Source organism: Burkholderia sp. 8Y (genome assembly GCF_902506145.1).
In the GTDB taxonomy this organism is placed as follows: Bacteria; Pseudomonadota; Gammaproteobacteria; order Burkholderiales; family Burkholderiaceae; genus Caballeronia.
The window spans coordinates 742,988-765,701 of record NZ_LR733520.1; the positions used below are offsets into that span (position 1 = coordinate 742,988).

Sequence of the window (22,714 nt, forward strand, 5' to 3'; positions counted from 1 at the left end):
GTTATTTGGACAGCGCGCGCATGGCGCTTTCGAGGCCGGACATCGTCAGCGCATACATGCGGTTGCCGAGCACATGGCGGATCGCGGTAATGGACTGGCGGTATTCCCATAGCCGCTCGGGCTCGGGATTGAGCCACGCGTGATGCGGGAATTGATCCGCGAGCCGCCGCAGCCACAGGGCGCCGGCTTCCGCGTTGTTGTATTCGACGGAGCCGCCCGGCTGAAGCACTTCGTAGGGACTCATTGTCGCGTCGCCGACGAAGATCAGCTTGTAGTCGGGCGTGAACTTGTGCAGCACGTCGAAGGTCGGCGTGCGCTCCGTGTGGCGGCGGCGATTGTTCTTCCACAAATAGTCGTAGACGCAGTTGTGGAAGTAGTAGAACTCCAGATGCTTGAACTCGGCCTTCGCGGCGGAGAACAGTTCTTCCACGCGCTTGATGTGATCGTCCATGGAGCCGCCGACATCCAGCAGCATCAGCACTTTCACGTTGTTGTGACGCTCGGGCACCATCTTGATGTCGAGCCAGCCGGCGTTCGCGGCGGTGCTGCGGATGGTTTCGGGCAGATCCAGTTCTTCGGCCGCGCCTTCGCGCGCGAAACGCCGCAAGCGCCGCAGCGCGACCTTGATGTTGCGCGTGCCGATTTCCACCTGATCGTCGTAATCGCGAAACGCGCGCTCGTCCCAGACCTTCACCGCCGTGCGATTGCCCGCCGATTCCCCGCCGATGCGGATGCCTTCCGGGTTGTAGCCGCCATGCCCGAACGGCGACGTGCCGCCGGTGCCGATCCACTTGTTGCCACCTTCGTGGCGCGCCTTCTGCTCGTCCATCAACTCTTTGAGGCGCTCCATGAGCTTGTCGAGACCGCCGAGCGCCTCGATGCGCTTTTTCTCTTCCGCCGTGAATTCGCGGTCGAGCCGCTTCTTGAGCCAGTCGAGCGGAATCTCGAACGCTTCGTCCGGAAGCTGCGTGACGCCGTGGAAGTACGCGCCGAACGCCCGGTCGAACTTGTCGAAGTACTTCTCGTCCTTCACGAGCGTCATGCGCGCGAGGAAATAGAACTCGTCGAGCGACGGCGAGATGACCTGCGCCTTCAACGCTTCGAGCAGCGTCAGGTATTCCTTCACCGACACGGGCAGCTTCGCGTCGCGCAGCGAGTAGAAGAAGTCGATCAGCATGGCGCGCTTTCCTTCGTGACGTGAATCAGCGGTCGAGACGGTGCTTCAGATGCGCGCGCACCGCCGGCCATTCCGATTCGATGATCGAGAACACGACGGTATCGCGATACGCGCCGTCCCGGCCGATCTGGTGATTGCGCAGAATGCCGTCCTGCTTGGCGCCGAGCCGCGCGATGGCGGCGCGCGACTGATGGTTCATGAAATGGGTGCGGAACTCCACGGCGATCGCCTTCAGTTGCCCGAACGCGTGGCCGAGCAGCAGGAGCTTCGCTTCGGTGTTGAGCGCGGTGCGCTGCACGCGCTTCGCGTACCACGTATGGCCGATTTCCAGCCGCCTGTGCGCCGCTTCGACGTTGAAATAGCGCGTGGAGCCGACGACATCGCCCGTCTTCGGATCGATGACCGCGAACGGATGCGCGCCGAGCCGCTCGCGCATGTCGATGGCCGCGTCGATATAGGCGCGCGCCGTGCCGGGCGAAGGCACGCTCGTGTACCAGAGCTTCCAGAGCTCGCCATCGGCGGCGGCGGACGCGAGCGCGTGTTCGTGCTCGACAGTGAGCGGCACCAGCCTGACGTGCTCGCCTTCGAGCGTGACGGGTTCGATCCAGCGGCTCATGCGTGCGTTTCCTCATGCGTGGTTGTCGACGGCCGCTTAGCGGTTGTGGCGGTTCATGTACAAGAGCCGCTCGAAGAGGGCGACGTCCTGTTCGTTCTTGAGCAGCGCGCCATGCAGCGGCGGCACGATCTGCTTCTGATCCGACGACTGGAGCGCCTCGGGCGGAATGTCTTCGGCGAGCAGCAGCTTGAGCCAGTCGAGCAGTTCGGACGTCGAAGGCTTCTTCTTGAGCCCCGACACGTTGCGCAGCTCGAAAAAACTCTGCATGGCGGCAGCGAGCAGATCCTGTTTGATGCCGGGAAAGTGGACTTCGACGATTTCCTTCATCGTCGATGCATCCGGGAACCGGATGTAGTGGAAGAAGCAGCGGCGCAGGAACGCGTCCGGCAACTCCTTCTCGTTATTCGACGTGATGATGACGAGCGGCCGATGCTTCGCCTTCACGAGTTCGCGCGTCTCGTAGACGTAGAACTCCATGCGGTCGAGTTCGCGCAGCAGATCGTTCGGAAACTCGATGTCGGCCTTGTCGATTTCATCGATCAGCAACACCGATTGCCGGTCAGACTCGAACGCCTGCCACAGCACGCCCTTCACGATGTAATTGCGGATGTCCTTCACGCGCTCGTCGCCGAGCTGCGAATCGCGCAGGCGCGAGACGGCGTCGTATTCGTAGAGGCCCTGCTGCGCTTTCGTCGTGGACTTGATATGCCACTGCAAGAGCGGCATGCCGAGCGCGCCGGCCACTTCCTCGGCGAGCATGGTCTTCCCGGTGCCGGGCTCGCCCTTGATGAGCAAGGGCCGCTCTAGGGTCATCGCGGCGTTCACCGCGAGCTTGAGGTCGTCCGTTGCAACGTATTGCGATGAGCCTTCGAAGCGCATGACGAGGATTCCGGTGAGGAAAAAAATCCCAGTATAAGTCAGAAGCCCTGTTGCCATGGACCGCCCGCCGGTATCGTTGCAGCCGCCTGCGACCGCGCCTTTGACGCCTGAGGAACGCGCGCCGGAAGCGATGCATGCGGCTTGCTGAAAGCACGCCGGAGCGCGCGACGTAAAGCACGACATAAAGCGCGACGCGGCGTGTGTACAGAGGCGAATTGTCGCGGGCAGGCGATGCGTCTTTCAGCCGGTTCCCATTGCCAGAAGCGGCTTCGCGCTATCTCGGAGAATGGACGGTAGGGTGGTCGCGCGGTACAATGAGCCCGATTTTTTTGGCCTGCGCGGCCAGGCGGCCGCATTCCGTGTGCATGCGCCGCCTGCGAAGCAGTGGAAGGCAGCAAACAGTCCCGAGAAGGTTGTGATGCGCTCGGCGCGGGCCGCGGCTTTCGAGCGCCGGATTTTCCCTCATGCTAGGTTACAAGCTATGAACTATTTCGTCGGCAAACTTGCCGTGATTGCAGTGCTGTCCGGTCTTGCCGGCTTCGCGACCCAGGCGTCGGCCGACGTCGTGGGCAATGCAAAGGCCGCAGAGGGCAAGGTCGCGATGTGCATCGGCTGCCACGGCATTCCCGGCTATCGCACGGCTTACCCCGAGGTCTACGAGGTGCCGATGCTGGGCGGTCAGAACGCGCAGTACATCGCCAACGCGCTGCACGCGTACAAGAAGGGCGACCGTCACTTCGACACCATGCGCGCCATCGCCGTCACGCTCTCGGATCAGGACATCGCGGATATCGCCGCGTACTACGCCGCCCAGACGCCGCAGTCGAAGAACAATCCCGACAAGTAACCCACGTTGCCGCGGCTTGACCGGCCAGAACGCCGGCCAGGCGCCGGGCGCCGTCGACACGGCAATCCGGCAACGCAGACAGCCATCATCTTGCATGGGACCGAATTTAGGCGCCGCAGCCTGAATGCCGGTCGACAGGAGAATTCATGAAGCCCTCTCAGGCACTTCAATTCAGCTTCAAGGCAGCATGCGCCGCCGCGGCGCTCATCGGCTCGGCGGCGTTCAGCACGGCGCACGCAGCGGATGCGGGCAACGGCAAGGTGCTTTCGGAAAGCCACAACTGCGCGGCCTGCCACGGCCCCGGTCTCAACAAGCCGGTGAGCGGCGAATATCCGAAGCTGGCCGGTCAGCACGCCACCTACATCTACTGGGCGCTGCGCCAATATCAGATCGGCAACGGCAATCCGAACTTCGGGCGCAACAACGCGATCATGGCTGCGCAGGTGCAGAGCCTGTCGCAGAGCGACCTGAAGGACATCGCTGCGTACATCGAATCGCTCGATGGCAGTCTCGTGCTGAAGAAGTAAGCGCGCTGCCGCACGCCGTATCGTCCGCAACGAAAACACCCCGCTTCGCGCGGGGTGTTTTCGTTTCTGCGTGCGTCTTTCGAACTTCAGTCGCGCGATGCGCGGCGCTCGATGAGCGCAAGATACGCGTCCGTGTCCGGCGGCGTGTTGCTGCGCTGCGCTTCCCAGATCACCTGGCCGAGGCATTCCATGATCGCGTGCTGCGCGTCGTGCGGCGAGCCGAGCCGCGCGACAAGACGGTCGTGCGCGCGGCGGATGCCCGGCGGCTGATCGATCGACAATTGCTCGCTGATGGCGAGGTGCATCGACAGGTGCAGAAACGGGTTGGTGCGGCCCGCGTCGGGCGAATAGTCCGCCTGCCGCGCGTCGGGGTCCGCGAGTTCGGCCTGATACTCGGGATGCTCGCCGATCCAGTCGGCGGCCATGCTTTCGAGCGGCGTCAGGATTTCGCCGGCGCGCTCCTTGCGCCACGTCTCGGTGAAGAACTGACGGACTTCGTCGCGGCTAGGGTTAAACATAAGAGGTTGATTCGGCTCGGGGATTCAGACCAGTATTGTAGATCGCGGCGGCTTTTTGCTGCTCGGACCGCAGGCGGACCGTCACTCGACTGGCGCTGGCGTTTTCGGCCGATACTCGCAAAGCGGCTCGATGGCGCAATGCCAGCATTCCGGCACGCGCGCCTTGCAGACGTATCGGCCATGCAGAATGAGCCAGTGATGCGCGTCCTGAATGAACTCCTTCGGCACGTTCTTTTCGAGCGCCGCTTCCACCGCGCGCACGTCCTTGCCCGGCGCGATGCCCGTGCGATTCGCCAGGCGAAAAATATGCGTGTCGACGGCAATCGTCGGCTGCCCGAACGCAATATTCAGCACGACGTTCGCTGTCTTGCGTCCGACGCCCGGCAGCCCTTCGAGCGCCTCGCGATGGTCAGGCACTTCGCCGCCGTATTGCTCGACGAGCATGCGGCACGTCGCGATCACGTTCTTCGCTTTTGTTCGATAAAGCCCGATCGTACGGATATAGTCCGTGACGCCTTCTTCGCCCAGCGCGAGCACTTGCTCTGGCGTATTGGCGACGGGAAACATCCTGCGCATGGCCTTGTTGACCGATACATCGGTCGCCTGCGCCGATAGCATCACGGCAATCAGCAGTTCGAACGGTGTCGTGTATTCGAGCTCCGTCTTCGGATGCGGATCTATGCTTTGCAGCGTCTCGAAGATGGCGCGGCGCTTCCTGGCGTTCATCGTGGCGTGTGTGAATCGCTATCGTTTGGATCGCCGCTCTCGTCGCTTTTATCTTGCACGAGACCGAGGCGCTTGCGGCGCGCTTCGGCGGCATCGATCTGCGCCTGCACGGCGGCGCTGACATGCTCGGTATTCTTCGGACCTGCGCCGAGCTTCGCCATGTCTTCTTTCTTCTTGCGCGCCCGTTCGAGCGCGGCTTGGATGATGGCGCGTTTTTTCGCTTCCGCGTCGTCGATGGAGGCGGCCGGTGCGGCGGGCGCCGCTGCGACACTTGCCTGCGCCGTCCGCGATGCCTGCCGGGCGGACGCCTTCGCTTCGGCTTCGCGCCGCTCCCGCGCCACGCGCGCGACGCGCTGGTCGTGCCGTGTGCGCGCGGCGTCCGCTTGCTCCTGGCTCCACGCGTCCCAGCCGGTGGCGTCGCCCGTGACGGGGATCATCGCGATGCAATCGACGGGGCAGGGCGGCACGCACAGATCGCAGCCCGTGCACAGCGCGTCGATGACCGTATGCATCTGCTTGGCCGCGCCGGCAATCGCATCGACCGGACATGCCTGCATGCACAGCGTGCAGCCGATGCACACGTTCTCGTCGATAACCGCGAGCGGCCGCGCACGCTCGACGCCATGCGTGACGTCGAGCGCGATCTCCGGCTGGCCGAGCAGCGCCGCGAGCCGCGCGACGCCTTCCTGGCCGCCAGGCGGGCACTGGTTATAGCGGGCCTCGCCGGCGGCGATGGCGTCGGCGTAAGGGCGGCAGGCCGGATAGCCGCATTTGGTGCATTGCGTCTGCGGCAGCAGGTCTTCGATGCGCTCGGCGAGCGTCTTTGAAACGGTTGCGGTCACGTGAGGTTGCGCGGTGGCAAATAAGGCGGGCAAAAAGACGGGCAAACAGCAGCAGAAACGGCGCATGGCGCGGCGTGCAAAGCGCCATGACGCTGAACGCGGCGGCAACGGCACGATCAATTGCGGCAGACGTGATTATCGCCGATGTGCGCGACGCCCGCCGCAGGTGATCCTTATCCCAATTGCCAATGCCGCGGTGATGTGCGCATAATCAAACCGCTTTATCGTTTGACCGCAGGACGGTGTTTCCCCATAACCATGGGCAGCGCCCGTTCACGTCATGTACCCAATGCGGGCCGCGTGACGCATATCCGGACAACGCGGCTCCCGACTCATGCCACCATGAATCAGCCGAAAATCAAAAGAGATCCTGAAGGAACACGCCGCCGTATTCTGCTTGCCGCCGCGGAAGAGTTCGCAGCCGGCGGCCTGTTTGGCGCACGTGTGGATCAAATCGCCCGGCGGGCAGAGACCAATGAGCGCATGCTGTACTACTACTTCGGTAGCAAGGAACAGCTGTTCACGGCAGTGCTCGAACATGCGCTGTCCGCTCTCGTCGAGGCCGAGAGTACGCTCGATCTCGAAGGGCTGGCCCCCATCGAAGCCATGACGCGCCTCGCGCATTTCGTTTGGGATTACTACCGTGACCATCCCGAATTGTTGCGCTTGATCAATAACGAAAATCTGCACGAGGCGAGATATATCAAAGGATCGAATCGAATGCGCGAGGTGATTTCGCCGGTGGTTGCAACGCTGGCGAGCATCCTCGAACGCGGACAGAAGGCCGGACTGTTTCGCAACGACGTCGATCCGCTCAAGTTCTATATCACGCTCTCGGGCCTGGGCTATTACATCGTATCGAATCGTTTCACGCTTCAGGTGAGCTTCGGACTCGACTTCAGCGAACCCGGAGAGCGCGAACAAATGGTGAAGATGAATACGGAATTGCTGCTTGCGTATTTGACACGCCGCTAAAAAGCAGCGTCGTCTGAAGAGAAAAAAACGTCGCGCCTTGCAGAGGGCGCGACGTTTTTCTTTTGCGAATGGAATCGGTACCGAAGCGCATATTGAACCCGTGCGCCTCGATAATCGACACTTACGCGGGAACGGCTTCCGTCTTCGGCGACTTGTCGTGTTCGAGGATGAACTCGCGCAGTTGCGGATACACCATCGTGCGCCAGCGGCGGCCTGAGAAGATGCCGTAGTGGCCGGCCTTCTCTGCGGTGAAATGGCGCTTGTGTTTCTGCGCAATGCCGGTGCAGAGATCATGCGCGGCGCGCGTCTGGCCGTCGCCGGAAATATCGTCGAGCTCGCCTTCGATGGTGAAGAGCGCCGTGCGCGTGATGTCCTGCGGGCGCACGCGCTCGCCGTTCACGTCCCACGTGCCTTCGGCGAGACGAAACTCCTGGAACACGATGCGAATCGTTTCGAGGTAATACTCGGCGGCCATGTCGAGCACCGCGTTGTACTCGTCGTAGAAACGGCGATGCTGTTCGGCGTCGTCATCGTCGCCGCGCAGCAGGTTTTGATAGAAGTCCCAATGGGCTGTGAGATGCCGCTCGGGATTCATCGCCACGAAGCCCGCATGTTGCAGGAAGCCCGGATACACCTTGCGGCCCACGCCCGGATAGTTCGCCGGCACCGTGTAGATGACGTTGTTTTCGAACCATTCGTACGAGTGCTCGTTCGCGAGCGAGTTGACCGATGTCGGGCTGCGGCGCGCGTCGATCGGGCCGCCCATCATGGTCATCGTGCGGGGCGTGTCTTCGCCGCGGCTCGCCATTAGCGAAATGGCGGCGAGCACTGGCACCGTCGGCTGACACACCGAGATCACGTGCAGATCCTTCGCGCCGATATGGCGGATGAACTCCTGAATGTAGTCGATGTAATCGTCGAGATGGAATGCGCCGTTTTCCACCGGCACCATGCGCGCGTCGAGCCAGTCGGTGATGTAGACCTTGTGGTCCTGCAACAGCGTGTGGACGGTATCGCGCAGGAGCGTCGAATGATGCCCCGACAGCGGCGCGCACACGAGCACGATCGGCTCGTCCTTCAGATTCGTGACAGTGGCGCTGTCATCGGCGAAGCGTTTGAAGCGCAGCAGGCGGCAAAACGGCTTTTCGATCACCGTTTGCTCGACGATCGGAATGTTGTGGCCGTCCTTGACGATCTGATGGATGTTGAACTCGGGCTTCTCGTAGTCTTTCCCGAGCCGGTAGAGCAGTTCGTACCCGGCGGCGAGGCGCGTGGAGCCGGGAACATAGGCGAGCGGGCTGGCCGGATTCACGAACGATTTCGAGGCGGCCTGGGCCCACGCCGTGAGAGGAGACAACATGGCCCGCTGAAATTCGTGGATTTGGTAGAGCATGGTGGCCCCAATGGACTCGGTACGAACCGGTAATGCCCGTTGGTCGCGGCCAGGATTCGGCGATGCGACGCAACGGCAATCGAAAATCCTCGCTAGGCGGCTGAACCGCGCCGCGAGGCTGCTATTTCTTGCGTGAAGCGCGTTTTGCGCCTCGAGGCCCGCTACATGCGATTACGACCGGCCATGTAAAAAACTGATACAGCGCGCAACATTTTCCGCTTGACGCGTGCTTAACACAATCGACCGGTCAAAACTGCTTGCTTCCACACAACACTCTGAATTGTGCATTGCACCATTCTATCGTCCGTCGGCGCACGTGCCAAACAAAAACCGCCTTATCCTCCGTTCGCTGCCGTTATTCGCTGATCCCGACCGCAGGCTCCGCGCCGGCCGGCTCGCTGTCCGCGCGAGACGGTTGGCCTGTCGCCTTCGCCATCGCCTGCTCATGGCGCATCAGGTTCATCCCCGTATGCACCAGCGCGACATGCGTGAAAGCCTGCGGAAAGTTGCCGACCATGCGCTTCGCGACCGTGTCGTACTCCTCGGCGAGCAGCCCGACATCGTTGGCGAGACCCACCAGGCGCTCGAACATCGCGTGCGCTTCGTCGATCCGGCCCTGCAATGCCAGGTTGTCCACCAGCCAGAAGCTACAAGCCAGAAACGTGCCTTCCCCGGGCGGCAGCCCGTCCGCCGTTTCGGTCGTGTGATACCGCTTGACGAATCCATCGTGCGTCAGATTGGTCTCGATCGCATGTACGGTGGCGGTCACACGCGGATCGCTGGGCGGCAGAAAGCCGAGCAGCGGAATCAGAAGCAGGCTCGCATCGAGCGCGTCGCCGCGATAGACCTGCGTGAACGCGTTCAGCGTCGGATTCCAGCCTTTCTCGCAGACATCCGCGTGAATGCGTGCGCGCATGTCGCGCCAATGGTCGATGGGGCCCGGCAACGTGAACTGTTCCGCCGAACGGATGGCCCTGTCATACGCGACCCACGCCATGACCTTCGAGAAGGTGAAATGCTGACGGCCGCCGCGGACTTCCCAGATGCCTTCGTCGGGCTGATCCCAGATCGTTTCGAGGTGCTGGAGCATCGTGCACTGGATGGACCATGCGGTTTCATCGCTTTGCAAACCGCCGACGCGGGCGAGATGCAGTGCGTTCATGACTTCGCCGTACACGTCCAGTTGCAACTGGTCGACCGCGCCGTTGCCCACGCGCACCGGCTGCGAGCCTTCGTAGCCCGGCAGCCAGGGGATTTCGCATTCCGCGAGCCGCCGCTCGCCCGCAATGCCGTACATGATCTGCACCTGCGACGGCGCGCCGGCCATCGCGCGGCCAAGCCACGCGCGCCAGGCGCGGGCTTCGTCGTAGTAGCCGCCGCGCATCAGCGCGAGCAGCGTGATGGTGGCGTCGCGCAGCCAGCAGTATCGATAGTCCCAGTTGCGCGCGCCGCCAAGCTGCTCGGGCAGCGACGTGGTCGGCGCGGCGACGATGCCGCCGGTCGGCTCGTAAGCGAGCGCCTTCAGCGTGATGAGCGAGCGGCGAATCGCGCTCGCCCAGCGGCCCGCAAGCTGGCTCTTGCCGGACCAGTCGCGCCAATGGTTCTCCGTTCGCGCGAGTTGCGTGTGCGGGTCGTGCGCGGGTGGCAACCGCAGATGCGACTGCGAGTAGCAAAGCGAGAAGGGCACGCGCTCGCCTTCGCTCACATCGAAAGACGCGGTCGTGCGCATGTTCTCGCCGACGAGTTGCACCGGCGTGCGCAGCACCGCCAGATCGGGGCCGGCGATCGCGCGGATGCCGCTGTCGTTCGGCAGGCGGCTGACCCACGGCACGACCGATCCATAGTCGAAGCGCAGCACGAGCTCCATCTTCATCCGCACGACGCCGCGCCGGCCGATGACGATGCGCACCAGTTCCGAGTGACCATTGCGCGACGGCATGAAATCGACGACGGTCACGGCGCCCTGCGGCGTTTCGAAATCCGTTTCGAGAATCAGCGTGTCGTCGCGATAGCGCCGGCGTACGACCGGCCCTTCGCCGTCCGCCGTCGAAGGCGCGAGCAGCCATCGACCGTGCTCGGGCGTGCCGAGCAGAGCGGCGAAGCACGCGCCCGAATCGAAGCGCGGCCAGCAAAGCCAGTCGACGGAGCCGTTGCGGGAAACGAGGGCAGCGGTGTGGCCATCGCCGATCATGGCGTAGTCTTCAATGAGGGCGGGCATAGATAAGCGTGGTTGTGCTGGCGGCGGACGCGCCGCGGTCGACATGGCGATGCTCTCCCGGCGAAGCCGAGCAATCGGGCCATTCCTTGTGGTCGCATTCTGCCAAATTCGTTCGCCGCGAGCAGAAAAGCGGGCGCATGCGCGGCGCGCGGCGAGTCCCGCGCAATGGAAAACGAACGGCTGCGACAGCACGCCGCGTCCCTTGGCGGAAAAGCACTACCCAAGCGCCGATGAAACCGTTGTAATGAATTTTGGCTGATGTTTAGAATGGAAGCTAAACGGAGTCGGCCGCACGCTGCTGCGCATTCTGCTCCGTTTCCCTATGTCGGCATCGCGGGGCGGCCGGCACCGTTCGTTGCTTTGCGTTTCGAGGAACCCATAACCATGCTCAATCCGTCGAAAGCAGACTGCATCGCCATTCTTTCCGCTGCGAGCCGCGTGCGCGACAGCGACAGCTTGCTTCCTCTCGATCACAAGGGCCTCGGCCTGTCGCGCAACGCCATGGACACGGCGGCGGCTTTTCTCACCGAACGCGGCTGTTTCAGCCGCTTCAGCTTCGATATGAGCGGTTTGTCGGTCGGCGCGCTGTCGCTTCAAGGGCGCCTGCGTCTCGATCAGCTTGCAAACGGCTGAACCCTGACGCTCGTCCGCGCGGTAACAGAGCGCGGTTTTTCACATGCGAACTCACGATGCGCACGTTAGCGGCTACGGCCGCGCGTGCGCTTTTCGCGTTTGGCAAAAGGAACCGGGGACGCGCATCCGACGTCACAGGTGTGCCGTGCCCATGCCGAACAGCCCGATCAGCCCGATGACGATCAGGTAGATCGCGACGATGAAGTTCAGGAGGCGCGGCATGATGAGAATGAGGATGCCGGCGATCAACGAGACGAGCGGCCCGAGGCTTACGTGGATGTTCATCGCATCAGTTCCTTTTGTTGGTTAGAGTTCTGTGGCTGGACGGTCCCGCGCCGGGTGGGTGCCAGGTGTGGCCGGAGCGGTCGTGCGAGCGGTCCGCAACTTGCTGCCGCACCACGCCGTGCACCACATCCGTCGCGCGCGGCGCCGTCGCGCGTCGCATTCAGAACACGAAAAAGTCGCAACCAGTCGATGAGGAGGTCTCATGCAACCGAGCCGTTCCCGCGCCGCGATGCGTGCGCCGTTGCAAGCGCCGCGCCCGCTCCTTCGCGCGTGGCCCATGCGCTTCATCGAGCCGGCGCGCGCCAGGCCCGCGCGCTGGGCCAAACGTGTCGCGCTGATGCTCTCGCTTGCCGCCGCGCAGTCTTTCGCGCAGACACCCGGCAACGCCACGCCCTCGGCGAGTGCCGCCAGCAGTACCAGCGCAACGAGCGCGAGCGCGGGCGAAGTCTTCGACTTGCTCATCGGCACCTACACGGGCAGCGGTAAAAGCGAAGGCATCTACGTGTATCGCTTCGATGCCGGCAACGGCGAACTCACGCGCATTGCGTCGGCGCAGACGGTGAATCCGTCGTATCTCGTCGTCAGTCGCGATCGCAACTACGTCTACGCGGTGAACGAACTGCCCGGCGACAACGGCCCGGCGTCGCAGCGCGGCGGTGTGAGCGCGTTCCGCTTCGATCGCGCGAGCGGACAGCTGAGCTTTCTGAACCGCGTGTCCGCCGACGGCAACGATCCCTGCTACCTCGCGATCTCGCCCGACGGGAAGTATCTGCTCACCGCCAACTATTCGGTCGCGGCCAATCCGGGCGGCAGCTTCGCGGTGTTTCCGCTTTCGGCGGATGGACACGTCGGCACGTCGGTGCTGACCGTGCATCACGAAGGCAGCGGTCCGGTGAAAGGGCGGCAGGACAACTCGCACGTGCATTCGACGGTCTTCTCGCCGGACGGCCGGTATCTCTTCGCGCAGGATCTGGGCGTCGACAAGGTGTTCGGCTATCGCTACACGCCGGACGGCAGCCGCGGCCTCTTCGGTCCAACCGAGGCGCGCTACACGCCGATCAAGCCCGGCTCCGGCCCGCGCCACCTGATCTTCGACGCAAGCGGCAAGCACGCCTATCTGACGACCGAACTGAACGCTTCCGTGCTCGTCTTTAACTACGCCGACGGCAAGCTCACCGAAACACAGTCCGTGCCGATGACCGCGCCCGGCTTCAAGGGCAAGATCGGCGGCGGCGCGCTGCATCTGTCGCCGGACGGCCGCTTTCTCTACGCGACGAATCGCGGCGATGTGAACCAGCTCGTCGCGTTCGCCGTCGATCCGGCCAACGGCCATCTGAAGCTGCTCAAACGCTATTCGACGCTCGGCAAGACGCCACGCGAATTCGCGATCGACCCGACCGGGCGCTGGCTCGTCGTGGGCAATCAGGACAGCGACAGCGCCTACTTCTTCCGCCGCGATCCCGCGACAGGCGAACTCGCCTCCGACCCGAAACAGTTGTCGATCGGCTCGCCGGTCGATTTCAAGTTCGTCTCGCCTTCGTGACGTCGTGACGGAGCGCGCCGCGCGGTCCGGGCCGCGCGGCGCCCCGGCGTCGTACCTTCGCAGCGATACACAGTCCATCGACAATGACAAAAAAAATGGCGGCCAGGGCGGTCGTGGTTCCGCTGCTGAGCCTGTGCTTCACCGCTCCGTTCGCGGCGCAGGCCGACGAGGGGCAATGTGATTTCAAGCGGGACTGGATGTCGTCGGCGTGCGAGCGCGTGATGCGCGTCGCGCACGACGGCACCTGGGACATGTACGTCACGGGCTATGGCTGGCACATCGACGGTTATCAAAATCGCAGCGAGCTGAATCCGTGGTCCTGGGGCGGCGGCGCGGGCAAGCACTGGACCGACGCGGACGGCAACGAGGACGTGCTGTTCGCGTTCGCCTTCTCGGACTCGCATCACAATTTCGAGCCGATTGGCGGCTATGCGCGGCAGTGGTTCACGAAGCCGGTGCTGGGCGGCTTGCAGGCCGGCGGCGGCTTCTTCGCGGGCTTTACCGCGCGCAGCGACGTGGCGCACTATCTGCCGCTGCCGCTCGCGCTGCCGATCGGGTCCATCCGCTACAAGCGCGCTTCGCTCATGGGGACATTCATCCCGCGCCTGCCCGGTTTGAACGACGGCGACGTCGCCTTCTTCTGGGGACGCTACGAGTTCTAGTACGATTGACGGGCGGCTCGCTTCGCGGGCCGCGTCGTTCATCCGATCGAGAATCGAAAGGTGTCCGATCAATTTGTAAGGCAACAGCAGGGAAGCAATTTTGGATACCACCCGCACCGAGGAACCGGCCGAGCACATGAACGCCGGTCACGATCAACCGCCGCCGCCGGGGTTTATCAGCGCGTTCGACTTCGCGGGCGGCGACGCGCTCCGGCTTTCGTGGGACGAGGCGCGCCGGGCCGTGGCGAACGACGGTTTCACCTGGCTGCATCTTTCGGCCAACGACGACACGGTCGAAAGCTGGCTCGAAGGCGTCACGTCGATGCCCGATGTCGCGCGCGAATTTCTGAACGGCGAGGACAAGCGGCCGCGCGTGCACATGGGGACGAACTTCGTGTACGGCGTGGTGGCGGACCTCGAACTGGTCGCGGCCGCGCCCGATGCCGCCTTGCCCGGCGTGCGCGAGGCCAATCGCGCCACGAGCGCGCTGCGCTTCTATGTGGACCGGCACCGTATGATCACCGTGCGGGCGCGGCCGCTGCAATCGACCGACCGTCTGCGCCACGCCGTGCTCGAAGGCGCGACGTTCCGCGATACCGTCGATCTCTTCGCGGGCCTCATTCGCGCGCTCAACGAGACGTTCGTCGATCGCATCGACGACATCGGCGACCGCCTCGACGACGTGGAAGAGGGCGTGCTCGAAAACGGCCAGGCGAACTGGCGCGCACATCTGGGCGACGTGCGGCGCAGGCTGGTGGAGGTGAAGCGTTTTATCGACCCGGAGCGCAACGCGCTGACGCAGCTCGTCACGCGCCGTCTGGAATGGGCCGAGCCGCGTTCCATGGAGGCGCTCGTGCAGGCCATTCAGGTGCTCAATGGCCTGGGCGGCGGGCTGGAAGGGCTCTACGAACGCGCGAAACTTTTGCAAGACGAAATCGCGGCGCTGCTGTCCGAGGACATCAACCGCAAGCTGCTGTGGCTCGCGATCATGTCGGCGCTGCTGATGCCCGCGACGCTCCTGACCGGCATCTTCGGCATGAACGTGGCGGGCTTGCCGGGCACGCACAGTCCGGCGTCGTTCTGGATCGTCATTGGCGTGATGGCGGGGTGCGCCGCCATCACGATCTTCCTGCTGCGCAAGCTGCGCGTCTGGTGAGCTGAACGCTCAGTCCGCCGGGCCGGGCGGCGCGAGCACCTCGCGGTTGCCGTTGCTGCCCATCGGCGAGACGAGCCCGGCGGCTTCCATCTGCTCGACGAGACGCGCGGCGCGGTTATAGCCGATGCGCAACTGCCGTTGCACCGACGAAATCGACGCGCGCCGCGTGCGCACGACGAACGCGACGGCTTCGTCGTAGAGCGGATCGGCTTCCGCGTCGGGCGCTTCGCCGAACAGATCCTGCGATCCGCCTTCGGGCGTCGGCCCCGACAGAATGCCTTCTTCGTACTCCGGCTCGCCGAACTGCTTCAGATACTCGACCACGCGATGCACTTCGTCGTCCGCGACGAAGGCGCCGTGCACGCGCTGCGGATACCCGGTGCCGGGCGGTAGGAACAGCATGTCGCCCGCGCCGAGCAGCGATTCCGCGCCCATCTGGTCGAGAATCGTGCGCGAATCGATCTTGGACGACACCTGAAACGCCACGCGCGTCGGAATGTTCGCCTTGATGAGGCCGGTGATGACATCCACGGACGGCCGCTGCGTGGCGAGAATCAGGTGAATGCCGGCGGCGCGCGCCTTTTGCGCGAGCCGCGCGATCAACTGCTCGATCTGCTTGCCGGCCACCATCATCAAATCCGCGAGTTCGTCGATGACGACGACGATCAGCGGCAGCGTCGAAAGCGGCTCCGGCGCGTCCGGCGTCAGCGAGAACGGGTTCGTCAGCTTCTTGCCCGCGGCTTCCGTGTTGCGCACCTTTTGATTGAAGCCTTGCAGATTGCGCACGCCCACCGCCGACATCAGGCGATAACGCTTCTCCATTTCGCCGACGCACCAGTTGAGCGCGTTCGACGCCAGCTTCATGTCGGTCACGACAGGCGCGAGCAGATGCGGAATGCCCTCGTAGACGGAGAGTTCCAGCATCTTCGGGTCAATCATGATGAGGCGCACGTCCTCGGGCTTCGCTTTGTACAGCAGCGAGAGAATCATCGCGTTAATGGCGACGGACTTGCCCGAGCCGGTCGTACCCGCGACGAGCATGTGCGGCGCTTTCGCGAGGTCGGTCACGACCGGATTGCCGACGATGTCCTTGCCCATCGCGATGGTCAGGTTGGATTTCGACGCGCGGTACACGTCGTCTTCGAGAATCTCGGACAGGCGGATCATCTGCCGCCGGGCGTTCGGCAGTTCCAGACCCATGCAGGTCTTGCCGGGAATGGTCTCGACCACGCGTATCGACGTGAGGCCGAGCCCGCGCGACAGGTCTTTCATCAGCCCGACGATCTGGCTGCCGCGCACGCCGAGCGCCGGTTCCACTTCGAAGCGCGTGATGACCGGACCCGCCGACGCGCCGACCACCGTGACCGGCACCTTGAACTCCTGCAGGCGCTGCTCGATCAGCTGGCCCGTGTCCGCGAGGCGCTCCTCGGAAACCGGCTCCACTTCGTCGGACGCGGGTTCGAGCAAATCGAGCGTCGGCAACTCCACCGCCGATGCCTGCGGCGCGTGGAACTCGAACTCGGTCGGCGTGAAGCCGCGTACCGGCTGACGCGGCTCGGGCGCGGCGGCGGGGCGGGGCGCGTCGATGGATGCGTGCGTGGTCTCGTTGCCGAGCGCGGGCGGCGCTTCCGTCAGGGGCAAGGTCCGCGGCTCGTGGTCGAGCCAGGGCGGTGTTTCGTCGAAGGACGGCGCGTGCCCGGCTGGCTCCGACAGCGCGCGGGGCAGCGGCGGCGGCAGAATCGGAGCGGCGTCGAACGGATAGTCCGGTCGGTCAAGTGCGATGTCAGCGGTAGGGGGCGATGGCTGCGCGCTGGCAGTCGTTGGCGCATCGAGCCGCCAGTCGTCTCGCGACGTCTTAAGATGGGACGCGGCTGCCGGTGAGGCGATGGCTTTCATGCCGGGAAGCGCAGGCTCGGTCGCCGGCGCTTCGTTCATCAACGACGGCGGGGCGTGCGGCTCGCGTTCGACAGTTGCGCGTGCGTCTGCGGTGACGTTGGTCGAGAACGCTGCCGGCGATTGCACAATTCCCGCGCCGGTTGAAGCCGGAGCTTCGGCCACTGTTTGCGCAGCGGGCACTACCGCGATCGCCGCGAACGTGGTTGATGCTGGCGTTGCAAACATCGGCGGTTGCGATGGCAGCGCAGGCGAAGGCTCGATCGATGCGCGGTGCGCGCCACGCGTTGGCGCGGCTGGGACGGCGGCGTTCGCGTTGACGACTTCGTGCGATGCGGTTGCCGGTGCAAATGACGAAGCGACGATGCCTCGGCTCTGTCCTTCGATGCGGGCCTCGTTAGCAAGCGATGCGTCCGCTTCGGTGACGGTCGGAGCTACGGCTGAAGTTTCGCGCGTGCTCGTTGGCTTCGTTTGCGGCTCGAGGGCAGACGTTGCGGAGGTGGCCTCGATGTATGGCTGTGCAGCCGTTTCCGCGCGTACTTCGCGTCCAATGTCTGCGCTCGAACTTGAAGTCACCGGCGCTTCATGCGTCAACGTCCCGGTCTGCGGCGTTTTGAGACTCGTCGCGGGCATCGCGCCTGCCGTCCTTGCTTCGCGTTGAATGCCTGCTTCCGAAGCTATATGCGTACCTCGCGAATCTGCTTGCGGCATTTCCGGAGCGGGTGCCGCGGTCGCGTGGGCGGCGGGGACTGCGGGCACGACCGCGCTCTCTTCGCGTTGAATGCTTGCTTCCGAAGCTACGTGCGTGCCTCGTACATCTGCTTGCGGTCTTTCCAGAGCGGTTGCTGCGGTCGCGTCGGCGGCGGTCACTGCCGGCGCACCCGTGCTCTCTTCGCGTTGATTGCCTGCTTCCGAAGCTACATGCGTGCCTTGCGAATCTGCTTGCGGCATTTCCGGAGCGGTTGCTGCGGTCGCGTTCGCGGCGGCGACTGCGGTCACACCCGTGCTCTCTTCGCGTTGAATACTTGCTTCCGAAGCTACGTGCGTGCCTCGTAAATCTGCTTGCGGCATTTCCGAAGCGGTTGCCGCCATCGCGTTCGCGGCGGCGACTGCGGTCACACCCGTGCTCTCTTCGCGTTGAATACTTGCTTCCGAAGCTACGTGCGTGCCTCGTAAATCTGCTTGCCGCATTTCCGAAGCGGTTGCCGCCATCGCGTCGGCGGTGGCGACTGCGGGCACACCCGTGCGCTCTTCACGCTGAATGCCTGCTGCCAAAGCTACTTGCGTGCTTCGCGAGTCGGCTTGCGGCATGTTCGGAGCCGTCGCCGCGATGACGCCAGCGGGCGGCACTGCGCGCATTACCGTGCTTGCTGGCATTCCAACTTCTGCAGCTGCTCCCGAATCGACGCGCAACGCTTCGCGCCCCGTCAGCCGTTGCGTTTGCTGCGCACGCAGCGTTGTCACGGACATTGCATCCGAGTGGGCCCCTTCGGCCGCTGCCGTGCTCGCTTCTCGTTCAAACGCGGCGACAGAAGCAGCCGACGACGCCTCGTGCGTGCTGACAGATGCAGCTTGCGACATACGCGGACTCGCTGCTGACACCCCGTCGGCAGGCGATGCTGCCGACATTTTCCTGCTTACATCGCGCTGGCAGTCTCCGCCAGCTTGCGAGGCTTCGCCCGGGTGTAGTCCTTTGGCTCGCGACGTGGCCGGCATTGAATCGGTGTGTCCGTCCGGGGCGGTTTCGTTGCTCGCGCGGCGTTGAGCGTCCGCAGTGCCTGCGTCCGGGGCCATCAGCCGCGCTTCTTGCATGCTCACCGAGCCGGCTCGCGGCGCCGCTAAGACCGTTGCCGCGATTGCTGCCGTTCCGCGTCCAACGCCAGTACCCGAAGCGACCGGCGATGCTTCGACAGGTACGCTCGACCGCTGGCCCTGTTCCACGCCCGCAGTCGTGTTCTGCGAAGCGTCGTTGAAGCGCGCGGCGGCGGACTCGGCGCGCGGCCGAAGCGAAGCGGGCATGGGCGCCCGATCGCCCGAGGCGCTGGCCTCCCAAGCTCTCGCGGGCGAAGACGCGGGCTCCGTCGTCGCGCGGTTCGAAGTCAACGACGCCGCGTCATTCACTGGCGCAGCCTGCGCCTCGTGATGGCGCGCGAGACTCGCCCCGGCAAGCGACGTCCACAGCGCCGCTTTTTCCTCGATGGAACGCAGCGTCGCCTGAATCGCGTCGGCCGCAGGCGGCGGCGCGGGCGGCGAAGGCGGACGGGAAAACACCGGCGGCGCGAAGGCTGACGAGCGCCCGTCGCCTGTCGCATCCGTCGGCAGCGGGCGCCTTGACACAGGGCGCGATGTCTGAAGCGAGGTCGAGACGGACGACGAAAGCGGTCTGCGCGTCGGGATGCCGCTCTGCGGCGCGGGCGCCGAACCACTCGCGGCCACAGCGGCGCGTGCGGGCATGGCAGGCGATCGCTGGCCCGCGCCAATCGGAGCAGGCGAAGAGGAGACCGTAGAAGGCGCAACCGCAGACGGCGACCGCGCGACAGACCGCATCGACGTTGCCGTGGCGGCTTCGCCGCGCGCAGCAGAGCCGGAAGCCGACTTAGTGCTTGAAGCCGATTTGACAGGCGAGTTCGTCGACCCGAGGGCCGCCGCTGCCGTCGATAGCGAATTCAGCCATCCGTCCGGCGCGACCGGCTCGACGAACGCCGAAACCGGCGTGCCGGCGCGCTCGAACGCGGGACGCCGTGAATACGCTTCCGCCGTCGCCGCGATGCTCGCCGCCGATGCTTCCGCGCCCTTGGGGACGCGCGCGGTCGTGGCAGGCGGACGCCACGGCGTCGGCCGCTGATAGCGTCCACTGCGCTGGCCGGTAGGCATGCCGAGCGTCGGCTCGTCGGACGACGTGCGCGAGCCCATCGCATCGAATCGTTCGCCGATGCCTCGTAGCGGCATGTCCGCTGCCGGCGCTTCCCGCGTGCGGCGCTCGCGCCAGCGCATGCCGGTCGACTTTTCGCCCGACTTTGCACTCCGCTTCGCGCTCGACTTTGCCCGCGCAGGCTCTCGCTGGCGCGACTCGCGTTCCGATTCCTCGCGCGGCGTGAGCCAGCTTTGCGGCAGGCCGAAGCCGAACGCTTCGTCGGCCCAGGCGAGCACTGAACGCCAGCTGAATTCGACGAGCCACGGCAGACTGATTGCCAACGCCAGGCCCGCGATCGCAATAGCGCCCGGGGCATGAGCGAGAGCGGCGAGCGCCCCCGCGAGCGCGCGGCCGCAGCGATTCACGTTCTCCTGCGCTTCTAGCGCGCCGGCAAGCGCGCCTTCGAGCGTCGCGCTCGACAGCAGCACGCAGAAGAAGCCGAGCCACAGTCGAATCGTGCCCGGACCACGCAGCCCCGCGCCGCCCGGCAACACCGATTTGACGACGCGCCAGACGAGAGCGAGAAACCAGACGACTGATGCACCGAACCAGCCGAGAACTACCGTGTGCATGCTAAGGATTGAACCAAGGTTGGATGAGACGGATGAGATGGCCGCCCGGCGACGCGCGGCGCTCGAAGAGCGTGTGAGTTGCGCGCAGGCCGGGCATATCGACTGAGCAGTGTACCGGCTGTCGGCTGAACGCGACGGGCATGGCGCAAGCGCGCAACACTCTACTTGCGATGCGCCACGCTCAGGCAGAAGCGGCCGCGACAGGTCATGGCGCGCGCTCGGCGAAGGTAAGCACGGCGCCGTTGTCGAGCGTCAACTGAAGCGACTGCGGCGGATTCATCTGCACGCCGCTCTTTGCCACGTGAGCGAGCGCGTCCAGATAAGGCTGCTCCACGGCGCCGCCCACGCTCGACGCGCAGGCCATGCGGGTGCCGGCGAGCGGGCCGAAACTCAGCTTGCCGTCCTTGAGGTCATACGCGCCGGTGTACCGGTTGCAGCCAGAAAAGCCGCTCGCGCGCCGACGGCCACTCTCAGTCGAGAAGTCGAGCGTGATCGGCTGACTGCCCACGGCGCGGCCGGGTAAAGCGCGCGGCTGGCCGTTCGCCTCGGTCCAGTTCGTCAGTTCCCAGTGCGTGTCGTCGAGCAACTGCGTCGCGGCGGGATTGTAAGGATCCGTGGGCGGCGCGCTTGCGTCGGAATGCTTCGGCATGGCGCATCCGCTCCCGAGACTCGCCATCAAGAGTGCGACGCCGGCGCTGAGCGCAAAGGATGCCCGCGAGCGCGGCATCGAGCGGGAAGAAGCGCGACGAAAATGCGAAGACATCGATGATCCCAAAGCTGGCGAAAGCCGTAAGCGTACCGCACGCGTCGTACAGTTTGTCCAGCTTTGAGATGCAACAAATCATTCGTCGCGGTGTGCGCGGGCAACGCGTGAGGGAATTCGTCGCGCGGGCACGAGTCCATACCTCTTGTCAATATGCCAAACGGCTGAGCGTTCGCTTACGGCGATGCGTGTTAACATCGCCGCCAATCATTGAAGCTAGTCGGTTTCCAGCTCGTGAAGGGCTCGCGGCCGACGCACAATCGAATCGATTCTGGAGCACGCATGCAGACCGACCCGCCCGGCAAGAACGCAGCGCATGACATCGCCTTGCGCATCGGCACGCCGCTTTCTTCCAGCGCCACGCGCGTCATGCTGCTCGGAGCGGGCGAACTCGGCAAGGAAGTGATCATTGCGCTGCAACGTCTGGGCGTCGAAGTGATCGCGGTCGATCGATACGCCAACGCGCCGGGGCATCAGGTCGCTCACCGGGCGCACGTCATCGACATGACGGACGCCGCCGCGTTGCGCGCGCTCGTCGAAAGCGAGAAGCCGCATTTGATCGTGCCGGAAATCGAGGCCATCGCGACCGACGCGCTCGCCGAAATCGAGGCGTCGGACTTGGCCACGGTCATTCCGACAGCGCGGGCCACGCAACTCACGATGAATCGCGAAGGCATTCGCCGGCTGGCCGCCGAAACGCTCGGCTTGCCGACATCGCCTTATGCGTTCGCGCAATCACTCGACGAGATGAAAGCCGCGATCGCGAAGATCGGCTTTCCGTGCGTCGTGAAACCTGTGATGTCGTCGTCGGGCAAGGGGCAGTCCGTGCTGCGCAGCGACGCCGACGTGGAGCCGGCGTGGGATTACGCGATGGCGGGCGGGCGCGTCAATCACGGTCGCGTGATCGTGGAAGGCTTCATCGACTTCGAGTACGAAATCACGCAACTCACCGTGCGCGCGGCCGATCCCGCGAGCGGCGAAACGCAGACGTATTTCTGCGAGCCGATCGGGCATCTTCAGGTGGCGGGCGATTACGTCGAATCGTGGCAGCCGCAAGCCATGAACGCGGGCGCGCTGCAAAAAGCACGCGATGTCGCCGCGAAGGTGACGACGGCGCTCGGCGGACGCGGCCTGTTCGGCGTGGAACTCTTCGTGCGTGGCGACGACGTGTGGTTCTCCGAAGTCAGCCCGCGTCCGCACGATACCGGCCTCGTCACGCTCGCGACGCAGCGTTTCTCCGAATTCGAGCTTCATGCACGCGCGATTCTCGGGCTGCCCGTGGACACGTCGCTGAGCACGCCGGGCGCGTCGGCAGTCATTTACGGCGGTCTCGACGAAGCAGGCATCGCGTTCGAAGGCGTTCGCGACGCGCTCGCCGTGCCGGGCGCGGACCTGCGGCTTTTCGGCAAGCCCGAGAGCTTCGCCAAGCGGCGGATGGGTGTCGCGGTGGCAACGGGTGTCGATACGGACGAGGCGCGCGAGCGCGCGAAGCTCGCGGCATCGAAGGTACGGCCGGTTTCGACGAAGTGAGGGCGCGTCAGCGAGGGCTGACGGCTCTGGAAGGGACGGGAGCAA

The 22,714-nt window shown here is 64.7% G+C and carries 20 protein-coding genes; 9 read left to right on the top strand and 11 right to left on the bottom strand.

Going from position 1 to position 22,714, the window contains the following annotated elements; genetic code table 11:
• Position 1: 1 nt before the first annotated feature.
• The 3 genes from GV035_RS14060 to GV035_RS14070 are packed head-to-tail and all read right to left on the bottom strand — an operon-like array spanning position 2 to position 2,672.
• On the bottom strand, positions 2 to 1,177 hold the full coding sequence (locus GV035_RS14060) for a vWA domain-containing protein (protein ID WP_159835676.1): 1,176 nt from the start codon (positions 1,175 to 1,177) through the stop codon (positions 2 to 4).
• Between the two features lie 25 nt (positions 1,178 to 1,202).
• Positions 1,203 to 1,793: a GNAT family N-acetyltransferase gene (locus GV035_RS14065; protein ID WP_159835677.1), complete on the bottom strand. Its 591-nt coding sequence runs from the start codon at positions 1,791 to 1,793 to the stop codon at positions 1,203 to 1,205.
• 36 nt (positions 1,794 to 1,829) lie between these two features.
• A complete protein-coding gene (locus tag GV035_RS14070) occupies positions 1,830 to 2,672 on the bottom strand; it encodes an AAA family ATPase (protein WP_159837906.1) in 843 nt (280 codons plus the stop codon).
• A 481-nt stretch (positions 2,673 to 3,153) separates the two neighbouring features.
• Here GV035_RS14070 and GV035_RS14075 point away from each other — a divergent pair, with 481 nt between their 5' ends.
• The gene (locus GV035_RS14075; RefSeq protein ID WP_159835678.1) at positions 3,154 to 3,519 is read left to right on the top strand and encodes a c-type cytochrome; all 366 of its coding nucleotides are present in this window, start codon (positions 3,154 to 3,156) and stop codon (positions 3,517 to 3,519) included.
• 146 nt (positions 3,520 to 3,665) lie between these two features.
• Positions 3,666 to 4,046, top strand: a complete 381-nt coding sequence (locus GV035_RS14080; protein ID WP_159835679.1) for a c-type cytochrome — start codon at positions 3,666 to 3,668, stop codon at positions 4,044 to 4,046.
• Between the two features lie 86 nt (positions 4,047 to 4,132).
• Here GV035_RS14080 and GV035_RS14085 read toward each other — a convergent pair whose 3' ends face one another.
• From GV035_RS14085 to rsxB, 3 genes are all read right to left on the bottom strand, one after another.
• Positions 4,133 to 4,564, bottom strand: a complete 432-nt coding sequence (locus GV035_RS14085; protein ID WP_159835680.1) for a DUF1841 family protein — start codon at positions 4,562 to 4,564, stop codon at positions 4,133 to 4,135.
• Between the two features lie 81 nt (positions 4,565 to 4,645).
• Entirely contained in the window at positions 4,646 to 5,290 is a 645-nt protein-coding gene (nth, locus tag GV035_RS14090; protein WP_159835681.1) for an endonuclease III, read from the bottom strand.
• Positions 5,287 to 6,132: an electron transport complex subunit RsxB gene (gene rsxB, locus GV035_RS14095; protein WP_236572603.1), complete on the bottom strand. Its 846-nt coding sequence runs from the start codon at positions 6,130 to 6,132 to the stop codon at positions 5,287 to 5,289. Before rsxB ends, nth begins: the two co-directional genes overlap by 4 nt.
• A 342-nt stretch (positions 6,133 to 6,474) precedes the next feature.
• On the opposite strand from rsxB, the gene GV035_RS14100 reads away from it, so the two are divergent.
• Positions 6,475 to 7,107 carry a TetR/AcrR family transcriptional regulator gene (locus tag GV035_RS14100; protein ID WP_159835683.1) on the top strand — a complete coding sequence of 211 codons (633 nt, stop codon included), beginning with the start codon at positions 6,475 to 6,477 and terminating at the stop codon, positions 7,105 to 7,107.
• Positions 7,108 to 7,228: 121 nt separating this feature from the next.
• Here the strand turns inward: GV035_RS14100 and GV035_RS14105 are convergent, their stop codons facing one another.
• Together GV035_RS14105 and GV035_RS14110 are read right to left on the bottom strand one after the other, a co-directional pair.
• The gene (locus GV035_RS14105; protein ID WP_159835684.1) at positions 7,229 to 8,500 is read right to left on the bottom strand and encodes a polyhydroxyalkanoate depolymerase; all 1,272 of its coding nucleotides are present in this window, start codon (positions 8,498 to 8,500) and stop codon (positions 7,229 to 7,231) included.
• A 355-nt stretch (positions 8,501 to 8,855) separates the two neighbouring features.
• Positions 8,856 to 10,718 (bottom strand): glycoside hydrolase family 15 protein, encoded by a 1,863-nt coding sequence (locus GV035_RS14110; protein WP_159835685.1) that lies wholly within the window; start codon positions 10,716 to 10,718, stop codon positions 8,856 to 8,858.
• 384 nt (positions 10,719 to 11,102) lie between these two features.
• Between GV035_RS14110 and GV035_RS14115 the strand changes: the two genes are divergently transcribed.
• Entirely contained in the window at positions 11,103 to 11,351 is a 249-nt protein-coding gene (locus GV035_RS14115; protein WP_159835686.1) for a hypothetical protein, read from the top strand.
• A gap of 132 nt (positions 11,352 to 11,483) precedes the next feature.
• On the opposite strand, the gene GV035_RS14120 is transcribed toward GV035_RS14115, so the two are convergent.
• A complete protein-coding gene (locus GV035_RS14120; protein ID WP_159835687.1) occupies positions 11,484 to 11,636 on the bottom strand; it encodes a DUF3096 domain-containing protein in 153 nt (50 codons plus the stop codon).
• 277 nt (positions 11,637 to 11,913) lie between these two features.
• On the opposite strand from GV035_RS14120, the gene GV035_RS14125 reads away from it, so the two are divergent.
• From GV035_RS14125 to GV035_RS14135, 3 genes are all read left to right on the top strand, one after another.
• Complete coding sequence (locus GV035_RS14125; protein WP_159837908.1) at positions 11,914 to 13,179, top strand: lactonase family protein; 1,266 nt, start codon at positions 11,914 to 11,916, stop codon at positions 13,177 to 13,179.
• A 95-nt stretch (positions 13,180 to 13,274) separates the two neighbouring features.
• Positions 13,275 to 13,841 (top strand): antimicrobial peptide resistance and lipid A acylation PagP, encoded by a 567-nt coding sequence (locus GV035_RS14130; RefSeq protein WP_159835688.1) that lies wholly within the window; start codon positions 13,275 to 13,277, stop codon positions 13,839 to 13,841.
• Between the two features lie 136 nt (positions 13,842 to 13,977).
• Entirely contained in the window at positions 13,978 to 14,997 is a 1,020-nt protein-coding gene (locus GV035_RS14135) for a transporter (RefSeq protein ID WP_159837910.1), read from the top strand.
• A gap of 9 nt (positions 14,998 to 15,006) precedes the next feature.
• On the opposite strand, the gene GV035_RS29475 is transcribed toward GV035_RS14135, so the two are convergent.
• A complete protein-coding gene (locus GV035_RS29475; RefSeq protein ID WP_236572604.1) occupies positions 15,007 to 20,376 on the bottom strand; it encodes a DNA translocase FtsK in 5,370 nt (1,789 codons plus the stop codon).
• A gap of 205 nt (positions 20,377 to 20,581) precedes the next feature.
• Positions 20,582 to 21,103, bottom strand: a complete 522-nt coding sequence (locus GV035_RS14145) for an META domain-containing protein (RefSeq protein WP_236572734.1) — start codon at positions 21,101 to 21,103, stop codon at positions 20,582 to 20,584.
• On the opposite strand from GV035_RS14145, the gene GV035_RS29480 reads away from it, so the two are divergent.
• Positions 21,024 to 21,206, top strand: a complete 183-nt coding sequence (locus tag GV035_RS29480; protein WP_236572784.1) for a hypothetical protein — start codon at positions 21,024 to 21,026, stop codon at positions 21,204 to 21,206. The genes GV035_RS14145 and GV035_RS29480 overlap by 80 nt on opposite strands.
• Positions 21,207 to 21,421: 215 nt before the next feature.
• Complete coding sequence (gene purT / locus GV035_RS14150; RefSeq protein ID WP_159835690.1) at positions 21,422 to 22,669, top strand: formate-dependent phosphoribosylglycinamide formyltransferase; 1,248 nt, start codon at positions 21,422 to 21,424, stop codon at positions 22,667 to 22,669.
• The last annotated feature ends 45 nt before the right edge of the window (positions 22,670 to 22,714 follow it).

Coding starts and splice junctions, on each gene's coding strand:
- GV035_RS14130 (WP_159835688.1), top strand. CDS start 13,275: ATGGCGGCCAGGGCGGTCGTGGTTCCGCTGCTGAGCCTGTGCTTCACC.
- GV035_RS14065 (WP_159835677.1), bottom strand. CDS start 1,793: ATGAGCCGCTGGATCGAACCCGTCACGCTCGAAGGCGAGCACGTCAGG.
- GV035_RS14100 (WP_159835683.1), top strand. CDS start 6,475: ATGAATCAGCCGAAAATCAAAAGAGATCCTGAAGGAACACGCCGCCGT.
- purT (WP_159835690.1), top strand. CDS start 21,422: ATGCAGACCGACCCGCCCGGCAAGAACGCAGCGCATGACATCGCCTTG.
- GV035_RS14110 (WP_159835685.1), bottom strand. CDS start 10,718: ATGCCCGCCCTCATTGAAGACTACGCCATGATCGGCGATGGCCACACC.
- GV035_RS14080 (WP_159835679.1), top strand. CDS start 3,666: ATGAAGCCCTCTCAGGCACTTCAATTCAGCTTCAAGGCAGCATGCGCC.
- GV035_RS14060 (WP_159835676.1), bottom strand. CDS start 1,177: ATGCTGATCGACTTCTTCTACTCGCTGCGCGACGCGAAGCTGCCCGTG.
- GV035_RS29480 (WP_236572784.1), top strand. CDS start 21,024: ATGGCGCATCCGCTCCCGAGACTCGCCATCAAGAGTGCGACGCCGGCG.
- GV035_RS14085 (WP_159835680.1), bottom strand. CDS start 4,564: ATGTTTAACCCTAGCCGCGACGAAGTCCGTCAGTTCTTCACCGAGACG.
- GV035_RS14070 (WP_159837906.1), bottom strand. CDS start 2,672: ATGCGCTTCGAAGGCTCATCGCAATACGTTGCAACGGACGACCTCAAG.
- GV035_RS14135 (WP_159837910.1), top strand. CDS start 13,978: ATGAACGCCGGTCACGATCAACCGCCGCCGCCGGGGTTTATCAGCGCG.
- GV035_RS14075 (WP_159835678.1), top strand. CDS start 3,154: ATGAACTATTTCGTCGGCAAACTTGCCGTGATTGCAGTGCTGTCCGGT.
- GV035_RS14145 (WP_236572734.1), bottom strand. CDS start 21,103: ATGCCGCGCTCGCGGGCATCCTTTGCGCTCAGCGCCGGCGTCGCACTC.
- nth (WP_159835681.1), bottom strand. CDS start 5,290: ATGAACGCCAGGAAGCGCCGCGCCATCTTCGAGACGCTGCAAAGCATA.
- GV035_RS14115 (WP_159835686.1), top strand. CDS start 11,103: ATGCTCAATCCGTCGAAAGCAGACTGCATCGCCATTCTTTCCGCTGCG.
- GV035_RS14125 (WP_159837908.1), top strand. CDS start 11,914: ATGCGCTTCATCGAGCCGGCGCGCGCCAGGCCCGCGCGCTGGGCCAAA.
- GV035_RS14120 (WP_159835687.1), bottom strand. CDS start 11,636: ATGAACATCCACGTAAGCCTCGGGCCGCTCGTCTCGTTGATCGCCGGC.
- GV035_RS29475 (WP_236572604.1), bottom strand. CDS start 20,376: ATGCACACGGTAGTTCTCGGCTGGTTCGGTGCATCAGTCGTCTGGTTT.
- GV035_RS14105 (WP_159835684.1), bottom strand. CDS start 8,500: ATGCTCTACCAAATCCACGAATTTCAGCGGGCCATGTTGTCTCCTCTC.